The following is a 20270-nucleotide window of genomic DNA, read 5'->3' as shown; positions in this document are numbered from 1 at the left end:
CGCCGACTTCAAAAACCTCCACGGCGGTGGCAACGGCACAGAGACCTTCGCCTACACCATTACCGATTCCGATGGCGATACCAGCACCGCGAACCTCGTGTTGCAGATCCACAACAATGACGATCCGGTGATTATCAACGGCCTCGATGTGAATGGCGGCGAACTGACGGTTTACGAGAAAAATCTGAGTGACGGCACCAGCCCCGACACCCCGGCGCTGACCCAGAGCGGCACTTTCACCGTCACCGCCCTCGACGGTCTGCAAACCCTGACTGTGGGCGGCATCAACGTGGTGAGCGGCGGTGTTGCCGCCGGCTTCCCGCAATCGATCGTCACGCCGCTCGGCAGCACGTTGACCATCACCGGTTACAACCCGGCGACTGGTGTGGTGAGTTACAGCTACACGCTGGCCGACAACGAAACCCATCCGAACGCCAACGGCGCCAACAGCATCACCGAGAACTTCAACGTCGTCGCCACGGACACCGATGGCAGCACCGCCAACGGCCAGATCAACGTCAACATCGTCGATGATTTGCCCAGCGCTCATCCTGATGCCGCGTCGGTGGCGGAGGGCGGCACGGTCAGCGGCAATGTGCTGAACAATGACATCGGCGGCGCCGACGGCCCGGCCGTGACCGGTGCGGTGGTCGGCGTGCGTGCCGGCGCCGACACCTCGACTTCGGCTATCGGCGGCCTCAACAGCAACATCAACGGCACCTACGGTTACCTGACCCTGGACGCCAACGGCAACGCCGTCTACCACAGCAATCCGAATGCGGTGAACGGCCCGGGCGCGGTGGATGTGTTCACCTACACCGTGCGCGATTCCGACGGCGATGAAAGCACTACCACCATCACCATCGATGTTTCCAACAGCAAGCTGTGCGCGACCAGCGACACCGACGTCACCGTCTTCGAGAAAGCGCTGGACCTGACCAAGGACGGCGCGGATCTGGCGCCCGGTACGGTTACCGGCAGCGACCCGAACAGCACCGGCGAAACCGCGTCTGGCACGTTGGTCGGCTCGGTCACCGGGGCAGTCGGTGCTATCAGTTATGCGCTGGTTGGCAGCGCCACCGGCAACTACGGGCAAATCGTCCTCAACCCCAATGGCACTTACACCTACACGCTGACCTCGCCGGCGAGCACCACGCCGCATGCCGACGACGGCGCCAACACCCTGAGCGAAACCTTCACCTATCAGGCCACCGATTCGCTCGGCAATATCGTCACCAGCACCCTCGTCGTCAGCATCGTCGATGACGTGCCGAAAGCGGTGAACGACAGCAACGCCAACAGCGCCTCGGAAACCCAGCTGACCCTGACCGGCAATGTGCTGACCAACGATGTGCAAGGTGCCGATGTGGTTGCAACCGGACCGAATGCCGGGCCGATCACTCCCGCCACTATCGTCGGGACTTATGGCACCTTGGTGCTCAACGCCAACGGCACGTACACCTACACGCTGGACGGCAACGACGCCGACTTCAAAAACCTGCACGGCGGTGGCAACGGCACCGAAACCTTCACCTACACCCTGACCGATGCCGACGGCGACACCAGCACCGCCAACCTGGTGCTGAACATCCACAACAACGATGATCCGGTGCTGCTCAACGGCCTCGACGTCTATGGCGGCGAACTCACCGTCTACGAGAAAAACCTCAGCGACGGCACCAGCCCCGACACCCCGGCGCTGACCCAGAGTGGCACGTTCACCGTCACCGCTCTCGATGGTCTGCAAACCCTCACCGTTGGTGGCATTGCCGTGGTGACCAACGGTGTCGCCGCAGGCTTCCCGCAATCGGTGGTTTCGCCGCTGGGCAGCACCTTCACCGTCACCGGTTACAACCCGGCTACCGGCATGGTCAGTTACAGCTACAGCCTGGTCGACAACGAAACCCACCCGAACGCCAACGGTGCCAACAGCCTCACCGAGAACTTCAACGTGGTGGCGACGGATACCGATGGCAGCACTGCCAACGGTCAGATCAACGTCAACATCGTCGATGACCTGCCGACCGCCAAACCCGACACTGGCTCGGTGGCCGAGGGCGGTACGGTCAACGTCAGCGTGCTGGGCAATGACATCAGCGGTGCCGATGGCGCGGCGACGGTGGTTGGCGTGCGCGCGGGCAGCAATACCGGCACCTCGGCCATCGGCGGCCTCAACAGCAACATCAATGGCAACTTCGGTTACCTGACCCTCGATGCGGCCGGCAACGCCGTCTATCACAGCAATCCGAACTCGGTGAGCCCACCGGGCGCCACCGACACCTTCACCTACACCATTCGCGACAGCGACGGTGATGAAAGCACCACGACCATCACCATCAACGTCGCCGACAGCAAATTGGTCGCCTCGGTCGATCAGGACGTGACGGTGTACGAAAAAGCCCTCGACCTGAGCAAGGACGGAGCGGATCTGGCCCCCGGTACGGTCACCGGTAGCGATCCGACCAACACGGGTGAAACCGCCACCGGTACGCTGGTCGGCGCGGTCACCGGCGGCACGGGCGCGATCACCTACACCCTGGTTGGCAGCGCCACTGGCACTTACGGGCAGATCCAGCTCAACGCCGACGGCACCTACACCTACACGCTGACCTCGGCGCCGAAAACCTCGCCGGGCGCCAACGACGGCGCGAACACGCTAAGCGAAAGTTTCACCTACAAAGCCACTGACGCGCTGGGCAACAGCACCACCAGCACACTTGTCGTCAATATCGTCGATGACGTGCCAAAAGCGGTGGCGTCGGATCGTTCAGTGGCGGCGGTGGAGATCGATTCCAACCTGCTCATCGTTCTTGATATCTCCGGCAGTATGGCCGACGCCTCCGGTGTGCCGGGCCTGTCGCGACTGGCGCTGGCCAAGCAGGCAATCAGTGCCTTGCTCGACAAGTACGACGACCTCGGGGATGTCAAAGTCCAGCTCGTCACCTTCAGCAGCAACGCCACTGACCGAACCTCGGTGTGGGTCGATGTGGCAACCGCCAAAACCATTCTCGCCGGACTCACCGCAGGCGGTGGCACCAACTACGACGCCGCGGTGGCGGTGATGCAAACCGCGTTCAACACCTCGGGAAAACTCACCGGGGCGCAGAACGTCGGTTACTTCTTCTCGGACGGCAAACCCAACGAAGGCGACATCAACGCTGCCGACGAAGCTGCGCTGAAAAACTTCCTTGATGCCAACAACATCAAGAACTACGCGATCGGTCTCGGCAGCGGTGTGAGCAACGCCAATCTCGATCCGCTGGCCTATGACGGCATCAGCCACACCAACACCAATGCGGTGGTGGTCACCGATCTCAACCAGCTCAACTCGGTGCTGTCCGGCACCGTGGAAGGCGCACCGGTCACCGGTTCGTTGCTGGGCGAAGGCGGTACGTTCGGCGCCGATGGCGGCTTCATCAAGTCCATCGTCGTTGACGGCACCACCTACACCTACGATCCGAAAGCCCTCAGCGGCCAGGGCTCGTTGACGGCTACCGGTGGCATCAACCACGGCACTTTCAACACCGTCAACAACACGTTGAGCATCGCCACCAATAACGGCGGCACCCTGGTGATCAACCTCGACACCGGCGACTACAGCTATACCTCACAGAAAACCACGGCGGTGGTGATTACCGAGAACATCGGCTTCACCCTCAGCGACAACGACGGTGACCTCGCCAGCTCGACGCTGACCGTGAAAGTGATCCCCAACGCGCCGCCTGTGGCCGTGGACGACCACGTCATCACCAACGTGCTCTCGGGCAACATCGTGGTGCCGGGCGAACTGTTGCTGGCCAACGACACCGATCCGAACGGCGATACGCTCAACGCTACGCCAACCAGCTTCAACACCGGCTGGGTCTCGAAAGCGGCGGACTTCACCGGTACCGGCGCCATCAGCTTCACCGGCACCAATGCCAACACCGCCGCCAACCAGAACCTGGCCAACGTGCGCAATGCGTTCTCGGCCAACGCGGCAACCATGACCGCCGTGCTGGTGGTCAGCGGCTACCTCGGTGGGGTGAGCAACAGCAACGCCAACGATGAAGATCGCATCACCGTCAATCTGCGCCAGGGCGAAACCCTCAACCTGGATCACAACCTGGCGGCCGGTAACGTCAGCATGGAGTACTCGATCAACGGTGGCGCGTACATTGCGCTGGCGGACGGGCAAACCCTCACCGCGACGTCGGACGGCGTTTACCAGATCCACATCACCAACATCACCAACCCAACAGGTGGTAACGCCAACGGGTCGGAAAACTACCAACTGACCATGACCCTCAACTACGCCGGGGCGCATGACATCACCCCGGACTACCACGGCACCTACACCGCCAATGACAACCACGGCGGCAGCGACACCGCCGCCGTGACCATCAGCTATCAGGATGGCCACACGCTCACCGGCACAGCGGGGGATGACGTGCTGGTGGCCGGCACCGGCAACAACATCCTCAACGCCGGCGACGGCAACGATGTGCTGACCGCCGGTTCCGGCAACAACGAGCTGCACGGCGGCGCGGGTAACGATTTGCTCTACAGCGGCCCGGGCAATGACCTGCTCGACGGCGGTACCGGCATCGACACCGCCAGCTACGCCCACGCCACGGCCGGGGTCACGGTCAACCTCGGCCTGCTCGGTGCGCAAAACACCCTCGGCGCCGGCACCGACACCCTGACAGGCATCGAAAACCTGGTCGGCTCGAACTTCAACGACACCCTGACCGGCGACAACAATAACAACGTGATCAACGGTGGCTTGGGTAATGACATCCTCAACGGTGGCGGCGGTGACGACTTGCTGATTGGCGGCATGGGTAACAACACCATGACCGGCGGGGCGGGGGCCGACACCTTCCAGTGGCTCAAAGGCAACAGCGGCCATGACCTGATCACCGACTTCACCCCCGGCACCGACAAGCTCGACCTGTCGCAACTGCTGCAGGGCGAAAACGGTTCCACCGCCTCGCTGGATGACTACCTGCACTTCACCGTCACCGGCAGCGGCGCCTCGGTGCTAACCAGCATCGACGTCAGTGCCATGGCCGGCGCCACGCCGAACCAGACCATCGACCTGGCCGGCGTCAACCTCGCCAGCCATTACGGCGTGACGCCGGGGGCGGGCGGGGTGGTGGCTGGCGGGCATGACACGGCGACGATCATCAGCGGGATGCTGAATGATCATTCGTTGAAGGTGGATACCGTGTAAGCGGAGTCTGAAACGACAAAAACCGCCGACCCGTTCAACCGGGGCGGCGGTTTTTTTCTGCCTGAAGGTATGGCGTCGCTCTTTCGTCAGTCTTCGCGAGCTGGCTCGCTTCCACAGGTTGCGGCGTTGTAACAGGGCTTTGTGATCGGTGCAGATCCCTGTGGAAGCGCGCTTGCCCGCGAAGAGGCCGCAATTGACACCGCAGATCGAGGTATTCGCAGGGAGAAGTGGGGGCGACGTCGGGCGGACGGTCAATTCCGACGAGTGGTAGCAATACCTGTAATTTCTGACAGTAGGCAGGGTCATCCCACCCGCATCTAATGAAGCCATCACCGCAGCGCGTGCACCGCGCTGCGACGTTACTTCATAGAGGTAGGCTGGAATGGCAAAGCGCGAAAAACCGGCCGGTCAGCCAGAACACAACACTACAGTGCTCTTGAGCAGGTCGGTCCAACCGACCGTACCGGCTGTCCTTGATCCCAACGACCCCAAAGGGCTTTTACCGCTCAAGGCACTGGGGGATGATCTGGTTGTGACGTTCCCGGAATTTGAACGAGGTGCCGCACCAGACGATGCAGATCTGGTTGAGTTGGGGTTCATGAGAAAAAACGGACCGTTCATCATGGTCGATGAGCGGTGGTATCCGACCAATGATCTCATTTCCTTCCCGCAAACCCTGAAAGTGCCTCGCGATTTACTGTCAGAAGGTGTCTACGAAGTTGCAATCCAGATCTCGATCTACGGAAACAACCCCAATGAAGGCCCTCGCAAAACCCTGACCATCGACACCACCAAACCCAACTTCGGAAACAAGCCGGGCGCGGCCGAGTTTCCCCCCGAGCTGAATGGCACCATCACCGAAACCTTCCTGGCTCAGGAGGGGGAGGTCAGTGTGCTGGTGCCTTGGTACGCCGATGTCGAGGCGCTGGATCGCGCACCCTATTACTGGACCAGCGAAGCCATCCCGCCGGACTCTGAAAAACCGATCCGCGAGCAGGAGTTCAGCGCTGAAGATATTGCTAATCGACGTTTGCGCATCACTGTGTATGCCGACGAAATTCGATCCTGGGGTTCTGGCACACGTTACTTTTATTACCATCTGAGGGACAGGGCGGGAAACGAAGGACCCAATTCCTATCTTTCGTCTATTGAAGTGGATTTGTCGCCTGCACCGGGGGCACTGCTGCCACCCCGAGTGCCGCTGTCACCCAGGGGGCTGGTCGATCGTCAGCAAGCCCGTGACGGTGTCGTTGTGGAAGTCGATGAATACGACTTTGCCAATCCCGGTCATTGGCTGGCGGTTTTCTGGGACGATACGCCCCTGCCTGAAGTCCCTGTTGACCCCTCCGCGTTTCCGCTGTCGGTCACTGTGCCGTGGTCGACCTTGCATGCAAAAGGCGATGGGCCTTTGCGGGCGAAGATCTATTACAAGATTCGCCAGGGAACAGCCTACGGGCCACCCTCGCCAGATATTTCGGTGGCAGTGAACCTGACGCTCGCAGGTCAGGATCATGCCAAGGCGCCGGCGTTGATCAATGAAGATCTTGCGTTGGTCGAGGTGTTCGGCGAAAACAGCCAAACCCTGAACACCCTGAATACGGATGATTTTGGTCTGCCGGCCCGCGTGTTGCTGCCTCTCTACGATGCACCCGAACAGGGACAGCTACTGGAACTGTACTGGGGAAGTTACCCCGGCGTAGTTGCGTTTTATGAGGTGAAATCAGGCGATGTTGCCGGTAAACCTGTCGAATTTTCCGTGCCTTGGCATGTTATCGATTCCGACAAAGAGAACCCTGCTTTGCCGGTTTGGTACACCACCAGCAATGGCGTGAATCAGCAACAGTCGATGCCGACGCGGGTGGCTGTTTCCATTGTCGTGATCGAGGGTTTGCAGGAGCCGGTCTTTCCGCATGCGAACAGGAATGGCGTACTGGACTGCTGCGCACGTCCGAGGCTTTGGGAGGGCGTCACGGTAAGAATCAAAGCTGATCCGCTTATCGAGCAGGGCGACACGCTGACGCTGGTCTGGCAAGGCAGCACCGGACTAGTCGGTGCCGAGCCCATCGAAGGAACTTACGCGGAAATTGAAAAGGAACTCACAACACTGCGTCCGGGTGAAGACATCGATATCGTTGTAGAGGACTACGACCAGTTGATCGCGCCTATGGTCGACGACGGTTCTGCGCTGGTTTATTACTGGCTGAAAAAAAGCACGGGCGGTCGGGGGAAATCCAAAATGGAGTTCGTGATCATCAATCGCACCCAGCCCAGTGGCGAAGTCTGTTCGCCCACGAATGATTTGTGCGAAGAGAACTGAAAGATTTAACAGTTGTGCCATGAGGTAAATAGCCGGCATCGCTCTGGAAGTTTGTAGTGGGAGTGGAGGGCCGGTGCGTCCATAGATCAGGAGAATTGAAAATGAATAACTTGAAAGTGCCTACCAAGGCAGAGTTGGCTCGTAAAAAATTATTTGATTTGCGCCAAGCCCTGAGTACCCGATCGGGTACCCCCCCTGAAGTTGAAGACTTACTCCCGGCGCTACCGGGAGATAATGTAAAGAAACTGCACAAGTCGCGGCAGGGGACAGATTGCAAGGTAACTATTAACAATATGGTGGTTCCGGGTGGGTCACAACCCGGTGAAACATATGTTGCATTGAAAAAAGATGATGTAGTAGTGACGGATTGGAAGCCAGTGGATATTCCTGTTCCTACTGTTTTTGAAATGGATCTGCCGGCGAAAGAGACTGCAACACCCGGTCCATTTCGCTTGACGTATGACGTTGATTACGGTGGCAACCATAATATTTCCGATGTTTTTGAGTTCTATATCGATACTGTCGCGCCTAATCACGGGACACCTGGAGGCGAGGCTGTACCACCAGACAAAATTGTTAATGGTGTGTTGACCCGGGAAGTTCTGGATGAACTGGGTGAGATCACGATGACCATCCCGATGCCTGACGACGTCAAGCAGGGTGATATATATACCGGTTATTACGGGAAAAGTGACCCCTCGATGCCCGTGGCTACCTTTTTCGTCGATGAGGACTCGACGGCGCCGATTGAATTGGTTATCCCGAAAGCCACCATTGAAACGTTGGGCGAAGGACAATTTATCTTTTACTGCAAGTTTGAAGATCGCGTCGGAAACGTCGGACCCTCTTCAAAAGAATTTAAATTCGATGTTCGACTGACAGCGGCGCCCAGTGGATTGCAACCACCTGAAGTACCGGAACACGATGACGACGTCGTCGATTTGAAGGATGCCTTTCCCGATGTCGCCGTGGTCATTCCGACATTCGATAATGGTCAGCCGAACGATGTGGCTCGAGTCATCTTCAACGGGAAGCTGCAACCCGACAAGCCGACAGATGGCACCACCCAGGTCATTGTCGACGTACCGTTCAGGGATGTCGCAGACGGCGGTGATGGTCCGAAGGATGTGACGGTGACTTACGCGATCATTCGAAACGGCAACCCGTTTCCGGAACCGACAGGGGCGACCATCAACGTCGATCTGTCGATCCCCGGGCCAGTCAATCCTGAACCCGATCCGGAGGAAGGAAATCCGAACCTCGTTGCTTTGGTCGTCAAAGGGTCAACCGACGATAACACTTTGGTGGAGGCTGACGTTGGTAACTTGATCGACATCGACTTGACGATTCCTGATCCAACGACACTGAAAGCTGGAGATGTATTTGATTTGATTTATGACGGTGTAGTAGTTCCTCCTCCGGAGGGGCGTTACACAGTAGACGGGACCGAGTCCGATGTTTTCAAGATACCGTTCAAACTACCGTCTGCTGTATTTGTGGCCGCTAAAAACGGCATAAAAATAGCCCGCTACGTCATCACCAATCCGTTAAATGGCAGCAATGAAAATCCATCCTTGCCAACCCCGGTTGATGCGTACGTTATTCCAGTGAATTTGCCCACTCCCGTCATTCAAAATCTTTATACCAATCCGGGCGGTAATGTGTTTTTGAACTGTAATTCTCTTCGCGATATCCCGGTGGTGGGTAAGGCCGCGGTAGTCCGTATCCCGGGAGGTGGTTCACTCGTTGCTGATTTGAAACTGGACTTCGTATGGCAAGGAACACCACTTCCAGGAGGGGACGCTATTGATCCTTACCCGTTCAGCAAAACGTTGCAGGGTAATGAGCATACAGCGGGATTTGAGGTTTACCTGCCATTCAATGGCGCCCTCAGACCTATCAAGGATGGACGCGGAGTCATTTCATATACAGCCGTAATTGATGGTCGTACTCATAACTCCGGGAATCACGATGTCAGGGTAATTGTTGCTGATAATACAGGGACATACTGTCCAGGTACTCAGGAGGTCTGATAGTAGATAGAAGAAGACGGGGGTATCACCCTCGTCTTCTTTTGCTGTTACGTACGGTAAATAAATCCTGCAGAAAAACAGGAGTATTCCTACAGAATTAAATAATTTGGCCCTGTACCGTACCCGCGGACCAATCGTGTCTTGTTGAAAAAATCCGCTAAAAGTCGAAGGAGTTTGTATGGGCGTCTGTTCAGGTCGGTATCCTTTTATATTGTCAAGAAAGCACTTGGCGTGGCTGGCCTTCGCGCCGGTTTTCTCTACAAGCCCTTTGGTCTTTGCCTTGACGTCCATTGAGGCGGGGCAAACGTTGAACATTGATCAAACAACGGCACAGGACAACTATCGCGCTCGCGATGGTGGTGTATTGAACGCCAATGATGCGAATACTCATGAAGTCTTGATCACCACCGGTTCGCAATTGAATGTGGTGGGGGGGACTTATGCGGGGCGTTCGGGCAACGCGGGGATTACCCTGATCAATGCCAGTGCCAATGTGAGCGACGCCATTGTGACCGGCAGCCGAATGGGAATGTCGATCGCCCGGTTGAATGGTACAACCACCGGCTCGACTGCCGTGATCAGTGGCAGCCGGATTACCGGCCAGACTTCCGGGATCGAAACCGGTGGCGGTGCTGACATCCAGTTGACTGATACGCATCTGACCGGTACAGGTGCAAACAGCGTAGGCTTGAATTCGTTCGGTGCAGAAGTCAGGGCCAAGGGCGGTAGCATGACTGGAGGCATGAACGGTATTCGCTTGCGTCCCGACGGCCAGGGCATCGGCAGCGGCGCCAATGTGACACTGGACAACGTCGAGGTGCGAGGGATAGCGGGGCCTGCCATTCTTGCCAATGGGGGGGCTACGGCACAGATCAACGTGTTGAATTTCACCCGCCTGCTTGCCGGCAACGGTGTACTGCTTGATGTGCAAGGTACTTCCACTGCAACGATGACGGTGGCTGACAGCACGCTGGAAGGCAACATCAATGTCACCGATAACAGCCTCGCCAATCTGACTTTCAATCACGGCCACATGGTGGGTGATGTCATCGTCGATGGCAGTTCTACGGCGAATGTCACATTGGAAAATCATTCGCAGTTCACCGGCCGTCTCGACCAGGTCGACAGCGTGAACGTCAACAGCAACTCCAACTGGACACTCACCGGCAACGATTCGATCGGTGCTCTGGGCATGAATGGTGGCACTGTCACCTTTGGCGGCACAACAGATGCCCCAGGTACGTATTACACGCTCAATGTCGGCTCGCTTTCCGGCAACGGGACGTTTGCGATGAAGGGCGATTTCGCCAGCGGTGAGCGTGATTTTCTCAATGTGCAGGGCGCTTCGGCAGGGAACTTCACGCTGGCGGTTGCGGCCTCTGGCCTGGACGCCGCTTCGCCGCAGGCATTGACGCTGGTGCGTACCGGCACTACCGACAGCGCAAATTTTGCCCTGGCCGGCGATCAGCGGGTTGATGTCGGCACCTGGTCCTACAGCCTGGCCAGTCGGGAGACTGAAGGTGGAGCGAAAGAGTGGTTTCTCGACCCGACCACCGAAGTCATCAGCCCCGGCGCGCGCTCGGTACTGGCCTTGTTCAACACAGCCCCGACCGTGTGGTACGGCGAGTTGTCATCGTTACGCAGCCGGATGGGTGAGCTGCGCTTGAACGGCGGGGAGGGTTTCTGGATCCGCACCAACGCCACCAAGCATAACGTCGCCGATGGATCGGGTGTCGGCTATCAGCAGACGCAACAGGGGTTGTCCCTTGGCGCCGATGCCCGGGTGGGCGATAGCCAGGTGCTGGTCGGGGTGCTTGCCGGCACGAGCGAGTCGGATCTGGACTTGAATCGCGGTACCTCGGGTACGGTGAAAAGCTACTACGTCGGCCCCTATGTCACCTGGCTCGACAGTGACACCGGTTACTACTTCGACGGCGTGCTCAAGTTCAACCGCTTTCGCAACGAGTCCAAGGTCAACCTGAGTGACGGCAGCCGCACCAAGGGCGACTACGACAACTGGGGCATGGGCGGTTCTGCCGAGTTCGGTCGGCATATCAAACTGGCTGACGACTACTTCGTCGAACCGTTCGCGCAACTGGCGGCAGTGCAGATCCAGGGCAAACACTACACGCTGAACAACGACATGGACGCCGACGGCGATCGCATGCGCTCACTGCTCGGCAAGGCCGGTGCCACGTTCGGGCGCAACTTCGGTTTCGGTAACGGCGCTGTCGCGCAGCCTTACGTGCGCGCGGCGATTGCTCATGAGTTCGCTTCGAACAACGAAGTGAAGGTCAACAACAACGTGTTCAACAACGACCTGTCAGGCTCCCGGGCGGAGTTTGGTGCGGGGGTGGCGGTGGCCCTGTCGGAGAAGTGGCAGGTGCATGTCGATCTGGACTATTCCAATGGGGAGCATATCGAGCAGCCGTTTGGGGTGAATGTGGGGGGGCGGTATAGCTTTTAACTACTGTGTGGTACAGGGAAGTTGTCTCGTAATCAGCGAGATACCTTAACGGCCGCTGTTCTGTCGATGAGCAGCGGCCTTGTCATTTCTGTCAGTCGGTTTGCCTGATGCCGAAGCCATCAGTTGTCCCGCCCCAGCGACACGAGTGCTAGTGGAACAGCTGATACTCCTCGATCAGGCGTTCACCCTCGTCAGCCATTGTTCAAGGTGTGATGCCCACTCCGGGCACCACATTCAGGTTCATAATCGCTTTTTCTTCCCCTGTAACCAGATTTCTACAGTGATAGAACGGGTTGGGGTTGGGCCAATAAAGGATCGACTCATTAGACCAATAGAATGAATTACCCAATGGCCAACGATTTCCAAAAGCACTGCTTATTGCCCGTAACTCGGCCATTGAAGGCAACCTCAAGCCTCGACTGTGTGCATCATCACGTACCCTGGCCAACCAGTTTGCGCTTAATCCGTAACATTGCGTCACCCCTGTTACCGACACCAAATAGCTTTTCACCTGGCTCGCCGCATCCCTTACTGAAATCGTTGCACTGCCGTTACCTCGCGCAGTGACGAGCCCACTTGCCGAATCTACGAATGCGACGTTTCCATTACTAGAGCTATAAACGTAAGGAAGTTGGCCACCACTCGCCTGGTGCTGCACCGAAGTGCCTGGACCGAAGGCTGGCAATACTGCGCTCCCCGGAATGAGGTAAATCCTGCCGCTCAAGGTTTGGGAGTTGGTATTGAAGTTCAGCGGCGGTATCACCGGGAGTACCGTGAAGGTACGAGACGGCTGAGACTCCTGGCCGGTGCTGACAGCTTTTACTTTTAAGGAATGACCACCCACACACACCGCCAATGTGGTACTCCATGCGTCGTCAACTGCTCTCACCGTATGCTTTGGATTGTTGTTGTCGTAGACCTGGACTTCACGGTTGGGCGTAACTTTGCCACGCAAGGTGACCGAGGTCCTTTTGGTTGTTCCGCCGTTATCGATTTCAATGAGGCCGTCATGCACAGACGTCAGCGTCGGCCCAATGTGGGCGGCGACGTTGAAGTTTCTCGCCGGGCTCTCTACCGGAACCGCGTCATACATGGCCTTGGCCGTCAGACTGTGGGAGCGGATGGCCAGACCGGTGACAGACGTTGTCCATTGTTTATCGGCATTGACGTTGACCGGCGTACCGACGGGGGCGCCATTGTCGTAAATCTGGATCTGCTCACGCGGGGTGGCTTGGCCTTTGACAGTCACGACGCTGTCATAGGTCGTTTCATTCGGTCCCACCGTGCCGACCGAGTCGGTGACCGTGGTAATGGTCGGTGAAATAAAGGCTGCAACAGTAAAGACCCGGGGAGGGCTGGACTCCGGGTTACTGCCGTAATCGCCTCGCGCGGTCAGGCGATAAGTGGTCAGATTCAGGCTGCTGAAAACATATTGCCAGTCGCCGCTGGCGTTGACATTTACCGTATCGACGGTCGCGCCGGCATTGAGCAGAATGATCTTTTCGTTCGGGCTGGCTCTGCCTGTCAGATTGACAGTCCGGTAGTAGGTCGTACCATTGGCCACGACTTCACCGCGCAGGTCGCTCACCAAGGAGATCGTCGGCGTGACCGCTTGTGCCACGACGAAATCCCGTGGTGGGCTGGTCGCAGGATCAATCTCGTACAGCGCCTCGGCAGTGAGGCTGTAGCTGCGAACTTTCAGATCGTTGAGGCGGTGGTTCCAGTCACCCTTATCGTCGACGTCAAGGGTAATGAGCGGCAGTTTGTTCTCCAGCAATTTGATCTGCAGGTTTGGCGTCGCGCTGCCGGCCACTAGCACACTACTGTCATAGGTGGTTGTCCCATGGGCAACGTCCCCCCGTGAATCGCTGACCGTAAGAATTTCCGGGGTCTCTGCGAATTTCACGGTGAATGTTCGCGGATTGCTGGACACCGGGTCGGCGTCATAAAGGGCTTTGGCGCTTATGTGGTAAGACTTTTCGGTCAACGGGCCGATCTCACGCCGCCAGGTGCTGTCGGCGTCCACCCGTGCCGTGCCCATCGATGTCGTTGGCCCATCGAACAGCTCGACCGTTTCGCCGCGTGTGGCGGTACCGGTGACGGTGACTTTTTCATCGCGGGTTTTGCCGTCCTCTTCCACTTCGCCCCGTGAGTCCGTCACCCCGGTGATGGCCGGTTGTACGTAGTCGTAGCGGGTTCTGATGGTCAGGGGCAACTGTGGAAATATGCAGGCAGTGTTCTCTTTTTCACTGCCATCGAATGCCACTTTGCAGATCAAGGTGGCGGGTGTGGAGTGGCCCAGTTTCATCAGATCGCTTCTGAGCAAGGTTTCGTTGAGGCCGTTGCTGACTTGGCTGGGGGTTATTTCCAGGCCGGTGATTAGCGGGATCGTCAGGGGCGCGCCTGAAGTGGTTTGTCCTGCCAGGTAGAACCACAGACGCTGTTTCAGGGCAATGTAGGGCCAGATAGCGAGAACAGCTTTGGCATCGCCGCTGAATGTCATCAGATCCAGGACGTTGTTCTGTGCTTGAGGTACTTGCGGGTGGGGCAGTTCGCTTTCGGGGTCCTGGAAGTCTGAAACATACAAGTCGAGTGTTTGCGAAGGCGTTGCGAAGGTGTAGCGCTTTACTTCGTATTCAACCAACACTCTTTTCGCAATATTGGCGCCAATCACCGAAGGTGGTAAATGGAATTGAACGGTACCAGTGGGACTGCCCGGCAGCTCCAGATCATCATAGGTGCCCGCGCCGGGCGTTCCTGACCACTTCAAACGGATCATGTCCCAGTCAGGGTTCATGCTGGAGTAACTGGCGTTGATGTCTACGCCGTTCAACCCATCCATTGGGTTGAGCGTCTTGTCGGGTGCCTGTATCACCTCGGGCGGCGGTAACTCACCGACCAGTTCGCCTATGAGCAAATTGAGCGTGGCCGAGTGCTCGTATTGTTTGTTCGAGGCACGCAATAGCGAGTAGCGGACTTTCACGTACTGCGCGATGTTAGCCGTCACGAACCGTGCATCCACCCGAAAACGAACCGGTTTACCAGCGGTTACTGTGGTGATGGGCAGCCAGTCGCTGGTACTGGCAAGAGGATTGAGGCTACGCCAGTAATAAGTCAGTACATCATCCTTGAGGGTGTTCGCGTTGGCGATCAGTACATGGACGCTATCGAACACCTTCGACGGATCCAGTACGTCCCCCGGCGGATCGGCCTCTTCCACTTTGGGGGCCGGCAGCGTCGCCCGGACCTTCCCGACCTTGGCCAGCAGCCGCTCGGACTCTCTGATGTCGAGGAGGCCAGGTGCATCGTTCGCGACCACGTAAGAAAGGTCGAGCGTGCCGTTATCAAGCACACTGATGTGCTGGGAATCGATGTAGACCGTGACCAGGCCTTCCCTGGCTTCGTTGTCGCTGACGATATGCGGGACTTCATGCAGATAGTCGTCACCATTGGACTTGATGCCAGACCATCTCAGGCAGATCAGGTCGCCATTTTTCATCGCGTAGCGCACGTCGACCGTGGCGTAGAGCTCGTCCGGTTCGAGGGTATCGCCGAGCAGTTCGCGGATGCTCGGCTCGGGGAGCATGTTGACGTCGCCTTCTACCCTGGCAAGAGCGCGCCTGGAGGAGATCGGGGCGCCCCCGTCCTTTTTGTAGAGAATATAAGACGCATCGGCGCTCCCTTGGGCGATGGCCCTGATCAACTCATAGGGCACATCGATTTCCAGCACTGAAGGGACGTTATCGATGTCGCGGGTTTCGCTGCAGATGAGCGGTTCAGCGTTATCCGGCGGTGTGCCGATGAAGGTCATTTTCACGCTGTCGCCCACGGCGAAGTACTGGCTGCTGACATGGATCTGAATCTTGACCGGCTGCTTGTTCAAATCCCTGATGGTAATGACGCCGTTGAGGGCTTCCCTGATGATCGGTGCCTCCAGTCGCCAGCCGCCCGCGTCCACGTCGATGTAGGTGCGTTTGGAGTGGCGGTCGGCCCAGTTCCAGACTTCGTCATTGATGTCGTATTTGATTTCCCGTCTGAGACCGTCGCCGGCGCCGAGAATGGCGTCCTGATCAATCAGGATTTCGATCGGCTGCTGGCCTTCGGCTTGCTCCGGCGTGATGCGGTGCGCAGGAAGCCGGTATTCGCCCAGCTGTAAACGGACCTTGTCGTTGCGCGTGCAGTACACATAATGAGGGATGGTGGCCAGTACCCCTTTTTTGGCCCATTCGGCGTCTATCACGCCCTGATCGACCAGCTCGGGCGGCAGTTGCACGATGTTCAACTCTGAGTGGCCGTCGGGCAAATGCGGTTCCCTGTCACGATTTCCCGGCTTGTAAAGCTTGACCCATACTCGCAAGGCCACCGAGGGCGGATCGGCTTCGGTCTCGCCTGCGCGGGTCAGCACATAGTGGCAGTTTTCAAGCCACCCCGACTCGACAGGCGTCGGCAGATAAAAGAACACCCGCTGGTTGACTTCATCGGCCTCGACGAATCGTTCGCGCACTCTTGTGCCGTTGCAATAAATCTCGAGTTTGTCGCCCTCGCTCATGGGGCCAAGATAAGGATTGATGACGCACAGCACGCCGTTCTCATCATCGGTGGCGACCTTGATGTTGATCCCGCCATCACCATCTTGCACCGGCTCGACCATCCCCGGAATCAGCAGGGGACGCAGCACCGCCAGTGGGTTGTTGCCTTCGGTCAGGGGAGGGAAGCGGAAACGCTTGTGAGCAGGCATCAGGCAAGTCCTCTTGAAGAGAATTCAGGCGTTTTTGATGACGACCGGTGCAGTCTCACTCAGTGGGAATCAGCGGGGATTCCGGCTTGAGGTAGTTGACGAACACGGGAAGGCACTCCATTTGGGTGATGGAGTGATTGAACCTGTGCTGATGGGTTTGCGCACCTGTCAGATCTGACAGGTGCGTGGGGGTATCCGACGAGTGGTGTTATTTTTCTTGCTCGATCGATCGCTGGGGGGCTTTGAAGATGCTTTCGCGAGCAGGCTCGCTCTCACAGATTCGGCGGTGTGAACACAGCCTTGTGATCGACACCGATCCCTGTGGGAGCGAGCGTGCTCCGGGCGACGATCCGACGAAGACGTCGGCAGCCACAGCGCCTCACTCAAGACGTGTCACGGAGGCGCGCTACTGCGGCACCTCCAGATTATCCATCACCCGATTCACCGCCAGTTCACCAAGCATGATCAGCTGCGCGATCCCCAGCAGCGTCCTGCGCTGTGACGCGGGTATGAGGTGGGCGAAGTCATGGGCGATGGTTCTGGCGGAGGCGAGAGTTTCGCTGGCGTCGGCCAGCAGTTCCTCGTTTTTGAAGTCCGCAGTGACGGCGTACATCCGGCGGGTTTTGCGTGGCGGTGGGGTAGAGCCGGGTGGGCAGAGGTAGTGATCGAGGGCGCGTTCGGCGGCGTCGCTGAGCTTTTTTGAATCGAGGGATTCGTAGGGGGAGGCGAGGTCGGTTTCGGGTGGGTTTGGTGTTGGTTTAATCATCGGTAAAGCCTCTAGAGTAATGAAGCTACCACCGTTCGCTGCTAACGAAGGAGGTGGCGGCTGTACGCGGGTTAGCAGACCAGGACTCTAGAACCCGGCGCACCGAAGTGCCCCACGCAAAGCCGCCATAACGGCAACGGACTTTATGCGTCTAGAGAAAACCCCGGGCTGCTAAACCCGATCACTGACAATCAGCGACCGACCCACAATAGAACCCGCCCCCAAAGCGCACAAGCCGGCGGATTCTGGCGTAGCTGTAGGCAATGGCGCAAGAATTTGTAGCCTGAAAGGCGTGTCTGGAGGTGTCTTTTAAACGCTTTGGTTTAAAAGGCGATTTGCGCTGACTTCACTGGCCCCTTCGCGAGCAAGCTCACTCCCACATTTGGAATGAGTTCCCTGTGGGAGCGAGCCTGCTCGCGAAAGGGCCATCCCGGCCAGCAGAAAAACCTTGATCAAGCCTCGCTGTTTAAATCACTGGTTAAATAAATCCGCCCCTTTTCTTGTCGGCGCGGTCGAACCATTCCCGACCAGTATGTCACCTGCCGCCAGGACTCAATCCGTCGCTGTATCAATCACCAAGACCTTCTGCGTATTGGTCTCGCATATATAGGCGCGGGTACCGTCCGGGCTGAGTACAATCGATTGTAGTCTTTGCCCGACCGGAATGCTCGTCAGGACTCGATCCGTCGCCGTGTCAATCACCGAGACCGTTCCGCTATTTCCGCAGGCATAAGCGCGGTTTCCGTCCGGGCTGACGGCGATACCGGTCGGAATATCGCCGATCGGGATGTTCTTCAGGACTAGGTTCGTCGCCATGTCAATCACCGAGACCAGTGAGTCAATGTCGCAGACATAAGCACGGTTTCCGTCCGGGCTGACGGCAATGCCGATCGGATTGCCGGTTGGGATGTCGGTCAGGACTTGGTTCGTTGTCAAATCGATCACCGAGACCGTGTGATATCTACAGACGTAAGCGCGGGTACCGTTTGGACTGATGGCTATCGCGTATGGAGCTTGCCCGGTGGAGATGTTCGTCAGGACTCGGTCCATTGCCGTATCAATTACCGAAACACTGTTGTTTGAATAGTTGCAGACATAGGCGCGCTTCCCGTCCGGGCTGAAGGCAACCGCCTCCGGAGTTTGCTGCTCGACCGGGAAGTTCTTCAGGACTTGGTTCGTCGCCACATCAATCACCTGGATCATTTTCTTAGCTTGGCTGCAGATATAAGCGCGGGTACCGTCCGGGCTGACGGCAATCCCTGCCGGATATTTCTCGACCGGGAAGTTCGTCAGAACTAGATTCGTCGCCGTATCAATCACCGAGATGGTGTCACTAGAAAAATTGCTTGTATAAACGCGCGTACCATCCGGGCTGAAAGCGATCCGGTACGGCATTCCCCCGACCGGAATGCTAGTGATTGGCCCCGGCACCGTAACGGTTATGGTTGTGTTGTCGGTCTTACTACCACTGGTGACGCTAAGATTGTAGGGGCCGGGGTTGAGAGCGCCTTTGACGCCGCTGACGCTCACCCTGCCGACATCGTCGGTGATGAATTCGCGCTGACCGCTGCTGCCATCGGCGTACGTAAATGGGGCCGGGAGAGTCAGGCTGAGCTTGCCTCCGGGGACGGGGGTATCGCTGCTTGTGCTAAGGAGTAACTCAATGTTCTTGAGCCGGCCAGCGGGGGCGATGGTATAGGGCGCGTTGGTGAAGGTCGGTGTGGCGATTGCGCTAACCGTATAGGTGCGTATCGGAAAACTCAGCGCATCGTTTACATCCGTGCTGCAATCCGGCGTGGCATTGAAGGTCACTGTCAGTTCGCTTTGATGCTTCAATGACTGCAGATCAGCCAAAGGCAAGGATGCATCGAGATAACCTTGCGATATCCAGAGAGCGTTTACGGCATTGCTCGGGCCTGTCCACACGACGCGTTTGTACTCGGTATCATCTTTTTTGGTGCCCTGTACCTCCATCCAGACACGTTGGCCATCGGCAATGTGCGGCCAGAAACCGCCACGAAGAGTGGCCGCAGCAGTGAGCGTGGACACATCCAGCTCAGTGCCGTCACCACCGTCGGCGGCCTGAATGATCTTCGGCGAATGCGAAAGATCCACGCGCAGTTGCAACACCGCCAACGTACGAGTCTGCGAGTCTTTCGGTTCCTGGGTGCCGCGTGTCACGGAGTAGTCAAGCGTGATTGACTTGTCGAGGTTGAAGGCGATCACCGAAACGGCCAGCGGTATTTCCTGCGGGCCGACGCGGGTGACCGGCCATGGATCCGTGGTGTGCGAGCCGCCGGGCAGCGTTCCGCGTGCGCCCTTCCAACGGGCGGTAATGTTGTCGCCGACCAGCATGCCGTCATAGTCGATTACTGCGGTCAGTGTGTTTTGGGCATCCAGTGGGTCAAGGCTGGTGTCGTTCGGGACTTCCTTGATTTTCGGCGCTTTCAGATCCAGCGCCACGCCGACACTGAACTTCAACGTATCCGAATAACTCGTGCCGCCCGCCGCGCGTTCGATCTCGTATTTGACCTCGACCGTGCCGCCTTCATTGCCCTTGATCATCGCGGCCGGGATGGTGAACGGCACTTCCTTGCCGGCGGTGAATTCGTTCAGCTTGATCGAGTCGGGGTATTCGCCGGTGATCGAGCCGAGCCAGAACATGAAAATTTCATCGCCGCTGACCGTTTCCTTGTAGATCACGGTCGCGGTGGTGCCGGCGGTGTCGGCTGGG

General features: G+C 57.8%; 7 protein-coding genes. 4 read left to right on the top strand and 3 right to left on the bottom strand.

All coding sequences use genetic code 11. The features are described from left to right. The 4 genes from QZR14_RS27750 to QZR14_RS27735 all read left to right on the top strand — a co-directional run. Positions 1-5215: beta strand repeat-containing protein (locus QZR14_RS27750; protein WP_311998292.1), on the top strand; the 5215-nt coding region annotated here is incomplete at its 5' end. 382 nt (positions 5216-5597) lie between these two features. Further along, positions 5598-7532 carry a hypothetical protein gene (locus tag QZR14_RS27745; protein WP_311998291.1) on the top strand — a complete coding sequence of 645 codons (1935 nt, stop codon included), beginning with the start codon at positions 5598-5600 and terminating at the stop codon, positions 7530-7532. Positions 7533-7633: 101 nt separating this feature from the next. Next, complete coding sequence (locus QZR14_RS27740) at positions 7634-9565, top strand: hypothetical protein (protein ID WP_311998290.1); 1932 nt, start codon at positions 7634-7636, stop codon at positions 9563-9565. Between the two features lie 307 nt (positions 9566-9872). Then, positions 9873-12032 (top strand): autotransporter outer membrane beta-barrel domain-containing protein, encoded by a 2160-nt coding sequence (locus QZR14_RS27735; RefSeq protein WP_311998289.1) that lies wholly within the window; start codon positions 9873-9875, stop codon positions 12030-12032. Between the two features lie 202 nt (positions 12033-12234). On the opposite strand, the gene QZR14_RS27730 is transcribed toward QZR14_RS27735, so the two are convergent. From QZR14_RS27730 to QZR14_RS27720, 3 genes are all read right to left on the bottom strand, one after another. Further along, a complete protein-coding gene (locus tag QZR14_RS27730; protein ID WP_311998288.1) occupies positions 12235-16770 on the bottom strand; it encodes an Ig-like domain repeat protein in 4536 nt (1511 codons plus the stop codon). A 406-nt stretch (positions 16771-17176) separates the two neighbouring features. Continuing rightward, the gene (locus QZR14_RS27725; protein WP_311998287.1) at positions 17177-17536 is read right to left on the bottom strand and encodes a DUF6124 family protein; all 360 of its coding nucleotides are present in this window, start codon (positions 17534-17536) and stop codon (positions 17177-17179) included. A 552-nt stretch (positions 17537-18088) separates the two neighbouring features. Beyond that, positions 18089-20270 (bottom strand): YncE family protein (locus QZR14_RS27720; protein WP_311998286.1); only part of this gene is annotated, 2182 nt, incomplete at its 5' end.

Source organism: Pseudomonas sp. rhizo66, assembly GCF_031931925.1.
Taxonomy (GTDB): domain Bacteria; phylum Pseudomonadota; class Gammaproteobacteria; order Pseudomonadales; family Pseudomonadaceae; genus Aquipseudomonas.
Note: the sequence above shows the minus strand (reverse complement) of the source record. Positions and strands in the feature narration are given on the sequence as shown.